Raw genomic sequence first — 4,461 nt, 5'->3', positions numbered from 1 at the left:
TCGATGAGGCGCTGGATGCGTTCGACGGCCCATCGCTAAGACGCGTGCTGTCGATGCTCGAGAAGCGTTTGCCGGGGACAGCGATCCTCAACATCGGGCGCGGCCAGCACAACAACCACTTCTTCCCGCGCGCGTTGACGATCGTCAAGGATTCCGGTGCGCCAGCCCTGAAGCCCGCCCGCGTCAGGGCCGGCGCGATAGAACCGCCGCCAGTCGCCGCCCGCCGCAAGAAATGAGCTGATATCCGAGCGAGGGAAGCAGAGCTTTATTTTGCCGCGATCGCGAGGGAAGCTCTTCGGGAGAACAACCCTGGCGACGGCCATGCTTGATGCTCTTCGCCTGCTTGCCTGTCTTGCCTGCGCCCAGGCTGCCCCGATGGCCTCGCCGCCGGATGCGCTCGCCGTCGACGTCGAGCTGGTGCTGGCGGTCGACATCTCGCTGTCGATGGACGAGAAGGAGTTCGCCCTGCAGCGGGCCGGTTATGTCGAGGCGCTGCGGCATCCCGACTTCATCAAGGCTGTCCGCGCTGGCGCCACGGGCCGCATAGCGCTGACCTATTTCGAATGGGCCGGCACGGTCCGCGACGACGCGGTCATCGGCTGGCAGATCATCGATAGTGCCGAGAGCGCGAACAGCTTTGCCGACAAGGTCGCGGCTCGCCCGTTCCGCAGCTTTCGCGGCACTTCGATTTCCGGCGCGCTGGCCTTCGGCACCGAGCTTTTCGACCGCACGTCTTTCCAGGGCGAACGCAGCGTCATCGATATTTCGGGCGACGGACCGAACAATATCGGGCCGCCGGTCACCGCGACGCGTGATGCGGCGACTGCCAAAGGCATCGTCGTCAATGGCCTGCCGATCCTGATCAGCCCGTCGCCCACCTTCAGCCATCTCGACCAGTATTATGCGCAGTGCGTGATCGGCGGACCCGGTTCCTTCGTGCTGCCTATCTATGCCGCCGCCGAGTTTTCGACAGCCATCCGGCGCAAGCTGCTCCTGGAAGTGAGCGGCATTCAGGACGAGGTGAGAAGCATCCCCGTCGACGCGGCGACGCCGATAGACTGCCTACAAGGCGAACGGGACAGGCGGTTTCTATCGGATCCGTATTTTCCCGAACTTGACCGTTGAGCTCTCGACAGAGGGGTTAACGCGATCCGGAGGGAAAACCGTTCCACAATTTCCCGGAATCCCTCTCGGCTTAAGCGGGCCGGGCACCAAATTGATTGCGAAACTCGTTGGAGAGATCGCGGCGCCAGCGCCGGCCATGGACATAGCCTTGCATCAATTCCGGCAGCGAATAGCCAAGCGTTTTGGATGAACGGTTGGCCATGTAGCCCTGAAATGCCTCCGGTATCCTGCCTCGCAGGATGTCGGCGATGAGTTGCCGCGAGATCATGTAAGGCGGAATGTGCGGGTAGGCATGGGCAATATGCGGATGTTTGCCCATCAGGTTCGCATAGGCCTCGACATAGCCGTCACGGCGGCCGGAAATCGAGTTCTCCGAATTGTATTTCGTCCAGTCCAGATCCCTGGACAACTGCGCACCGAAGCGCCGCGCAAGGCGCAGCAGCAATTCGCGATCCTGCATGCGGGTGATGTCGCTGTCGTAGCCGCCGATGGCCAGCAAGGCTTCGCGGCGAGCCGTGATCGCGGAGCCGGCAATGAAGATGGTCTGCCCAACCAGCGTCCGCTCCAGCATTGCGGGGCTCACGAACGCCTCGGGGTTGACGCAGTTTGTGATGCGATTGCCTTTCAGGGACACGAACGAACTGATCAGCACTTGCAGTGCAGGATTTTCCTCGAACCAGGTCAGGGTTCGTTCAAGCCGGTGCGGCATATAGATGTCGTCGGAATCGAGGAACGTCACCAACGGTGCCCGCGCGCGCTCGATGCCGGCATTCCTGGCTGCGTTGGCGCCTCGCCATTTCGCCCCGACATAGATCAGCCGCGGGTCCTGGATGCGGGCCAGCGCCGCTTCGGTTCCATCGGTCGAACCATCGTCGACGACAATGTGCTCAAGCCTCGACATGCTCTGGGAGAGTACGCTTTCCACGGCGCGCAACACCGTTTCGCGTCGGTTGTGGGTCGGCGTAATGACCGTGATGAGAGGTGTCGGTTCGATGGTTTTGCCCATTTTGACCATAGTGCTTCAGCTATGTCCCACGTAGAGGGGCACGTTTTCAACCTCGTCCCGAACCAGCCCAAGGGCCATGGCCGCTTGTGCACAAAAAACCAGCGCGCAAAAGGCCAATCCGACGATCAGTGCAAACGGGATCTGCCATGCCGGCATTCCGAGCCGAGTTGCATGCGTCAGAATACGCCCACCCACTTTCCAGGATGTCGAAAACCAACGTCTTGTCGCCTTCAGCACTCGCGCGGCTTGGGATGGCGATGCCAGTGCCACATATTTCCGGTCCGCATCGCGCCCGGTGACCAGGGCACGCCAAAAGAAAAAGCGCCAACCGCGCGGGGGATAATGGCTGGCCCGGGCATCGACTCTGACAAAATCATGCCCGCTTGCTCGTAACTGGCTGGTGAGCAACGTGCAAGAAACCTTGAATCCATTGCTGGCCGGAAAGGGATGGCCGGCTAACCAGCTTCTGCGGAAGGCGCAATTGTTAGCGTTCATCGCGCGCTTGGAGGCAAAGCGTCGATCACCATCACGCAGCGGGAAGAACCACAGAAGCGCAAAGGTCCGCGACGCGAAATCGTCACAGCCGAGATAGGTGTAACCGTTCACGGCGATCGTCTTCGGATCCTGGAGCGGTTTGAGAAGTGCCGACAGCCAGCCGTCTTCGATCACTGTATCGGAATCGCAGAAAATGACGATGTCGCCCTTGGCCAACGCGGCGCCTGCGTTCTTGACCTCATAGTACCGGCCGCCTGTGCAGGCGCTGAAGATCGTGTTTGCTACCATGCCAAGTTGCGGAACAATTTCGGTGAGACGATGCCGCAGAAGCGGTGTGTCGGTATCTGGTCCGCTGTGAACGACGATGACCTCCGGTTTTATGTATTGACCGGTTGTCGTCACGGCTTCTATTTCCCGTGCCAAAGCACTGAACGAAACGCCGATCTCATCTTCATTGATGGACTTGGCGTTTTCCATTTCGACAACGATCGAATAGGTCAGGTTCCCCGCTCCGTGCTTCGCTCGGCATCGCGTCCGGCATGACGCTACGAAAAACATGCTCCCGTGTCATCATCTGGTTGCAGAGTTCAATCCGTCCGCAACCACGAATTCGCAACCTTGCGTCTCAACGGCAACACCCTGAGGGCCGGAGACTGGAAACCGCCTCAGGATCACGCAGGCCGATTCGTCACGATCGCCTCATCTCATTCTTATTACTTTTGGGGTAATCGAATTCTGTCACGACCCTTGGCAATCTGTGCCTGCGGAGCCGGCAATCGGCTTCGATTGAAAGGGAGTGCACTTATGACCGCTTACGCCGTCGCCCATATGCGCCAAGCCACGATGGGCCCGCAGATCGTCGAATACCTGCACAAGATCGATGCCACGCTGGAACCTTTCGGCGGCCGTTTTCTGGTCCATGGCGGCGATGTCGAGGTGATCGAGAACAACTGGCCGGGTCATCTGATTATCATCGAATTTCCCGACAGGCAGCATGTGCATGGCTGGTACAATTCGCCCGCCTATCAAGCGATTCTGGCGCTGCGCACGGACAATTCGGAGGCCGACGTGGTGTTTGCTGACGGCGTCGAACATCCGCACAAGGCCACGGACATCCTCGAATAGCTTGCGGCTACTGCCGTTTCAGCAAGAACACTGCCTGCTGGCCGAAGAAGTTCCAGAACCACCACGGCATCGACAGGCCGATCTTCTGGCCGTTGGCGTCGAGAGCGGTTGCCTTCTCGACTGTCGCGCCGAGCTCGTCGCACAGATTGACGAAGTCGCGGATGGTGCAGAAGTGGATGTTGGGCGTGTCGTACCAGGAATAGGGCAGGTCCTTGGTCACCGGCATGCGGCCGTTGACGAACAGTGACAGACGCACACGCCAATGGCCGAAATTGGGGAAGGAGACGATGGCGCGATTGCCGATCCTGAGCAGTTCGTCGAGCACCAGCTTCGGGTTGCGGGTGGCCTGCAGCGTCTGCGAGAGGACGACGAAGTCAAAGCCCTTATCGGGATAGAATTCGAGATCCTTGTCGGCGTCGCCTTGGATGACCGAGAGGCCGCGCGCCACGCATTCGTTGACGCCGCGCTGCGACAGCTCGAGCCCACGGCCGTCGACCTGCTTGCTGTCCTGCAGCAATTCGAGCAGCGAGCCGTCGCCCGAGCCGACATCGAGCACGCGCGACTGTGGTGGGATGAGGTTGGCGACGACTTCAAGGTCGACGCGCTGGTCGCGGTTGACGCTCATAGGCCCAGCCCTCTCGCCCTGGCGGCCGAGCCGATGAAGCCGTTGATGGCGGCAAACAGTTCCGGCTCGTCGAGCAGGAATGCGT

Annotated in this window: 5 protein-coding genes and 1 pseudogene; 3 read left to right on the top strand and 3 right to left on the bottom strand. The window is 60.4% G+C overall.

What is annotated here, in order from left to right:
* Window positions 1–236 (top strand): annotated as a pseudogene (locus EN964_RS25955) (ABC transporter ATP-binding protein/permease); the annotation flags it as partial.
* An 85-nt stretch (window positions 237–321) separates the two neighbouring features.
* Window positions 322–1,125 carry a DUF1194 domain-containing protein gene (locus EN964_RS25950; RefSeq protein WP_127271093.1) on the top strand — a complete coding sequence of 268 codons (804 nt, stop codon included), beginning with the start codon at window positions 322–324 and terminating at the stop codon, window positions 1,123–1,125.
* A gap of 70 nt (window positions 1,126–1,195) precedes the next feature.
* Here the strand turns inward: EN964_RS25950 and EN964_RS25945 are convergent, their stop codons facing one another.
* Window positions 1,196–2,131, bottom strand: coding sequence for a glycosyltransferase family 2 protein (locus tag EN964_RS25945; RefSeq protein WP_127268374.1), 936 nt, complete (start codon window positions 2,129–2,131; stop codon window positions 1,196–1,198).
* A 15-nt stretch (window positions 2,132–2,146) separates the two neighbouring features.
* Window positions 2,147–3,103, bottom strand: coding sequence for a glycosyltransferase (locus EN964_RS25940; protein ID WP_236383418.1), 957 nt, complete (start codon window positions 3,101–3,103; stop codon window positions 2,147–2,149).
* A 327-nt stretch (window positions 3,104–3,430) separates the two neighbouring features.
* Here EN964_RS25940 and EN964_RS25935 point away from each other — a divergent pair, with 327 nt between their 5' ends.
* On the top strand, window positions 3,431–3,751 hold the full coding sequence (locus EN964_RS25935; protein WP_127268376.1) for a DUF1330 domain-containing protein: 321 nt from the start codon (window positions 3,431–3,433) through the stop codon (window positions 3,749–3,751).
* Window positions 3,752–3,758: 7 nt separating this feature from the next.
* On the opposite strand, the gene metW is transcribed toward EN964_RS25935, so the two are convergent.
* Entirely contained in the window at window positions 3,759–4,376 is a 618-nt protein-coding gene (metW, locus tag EN964_RS25930) for a methionine biosynthesis protein MetW (protein WP_127268377.1), read from the bottom strand.
* Between the last annotated feature and the right edge of the window lie 85 nt (window positions 4,377–4,461).

The organism is Mesorhizobium sp. M7A.F.Ca.CA.001.10.2.1 (genome assembly GCF_003998575.1).
Classification (GTDB): domain Bacteria; phylum Pseudomonadota; class Alphaproteobacteria; order Rhizobiales; family Rhizobiaceae; genus Mesorhizobium.
Note: the sequence above shows the minus strand (reverse complement) of the source record. Positions and strands in the feature narration are given on the sequence as shown.

Coding starts and splice junctions, on each gene's coding strand:
- EN964_RS25950 (WP_127271093.1), top strand. CDS start 322: ATGCTTGATGCTCTTCGCCTGCTTGCCTGTCTTGCCTGCGCCCAGGCT.
- EN964_RS25945 (WP_127268374.1), bottom strand. CDS start 2,131: ATGGGCAAAACCATCGAACCGACACCTCTCATCACGGTCATTACGCCG.
- EN964_RS25940 (WP_236383418.1), bottom strand. CDS start 3,103: ATGGAAAACGCCAAGTCCATCAATGAAGATGAGATCGGCGTTTCGTTC.
- EN964_RS25935 (WP_127268376.1), top strand. CDS start 3,431: ATGACCGCTTACGCCGTCGCCCATATGCGCCAAGCCACGATGGGCCCG.
- metW (WP_127268377.1), bottom strand. CDS start 4,376: ATGAGCGTCAACCGCGACCAGCGCGTCGACCTTGAAGTCGTCGCCAAC.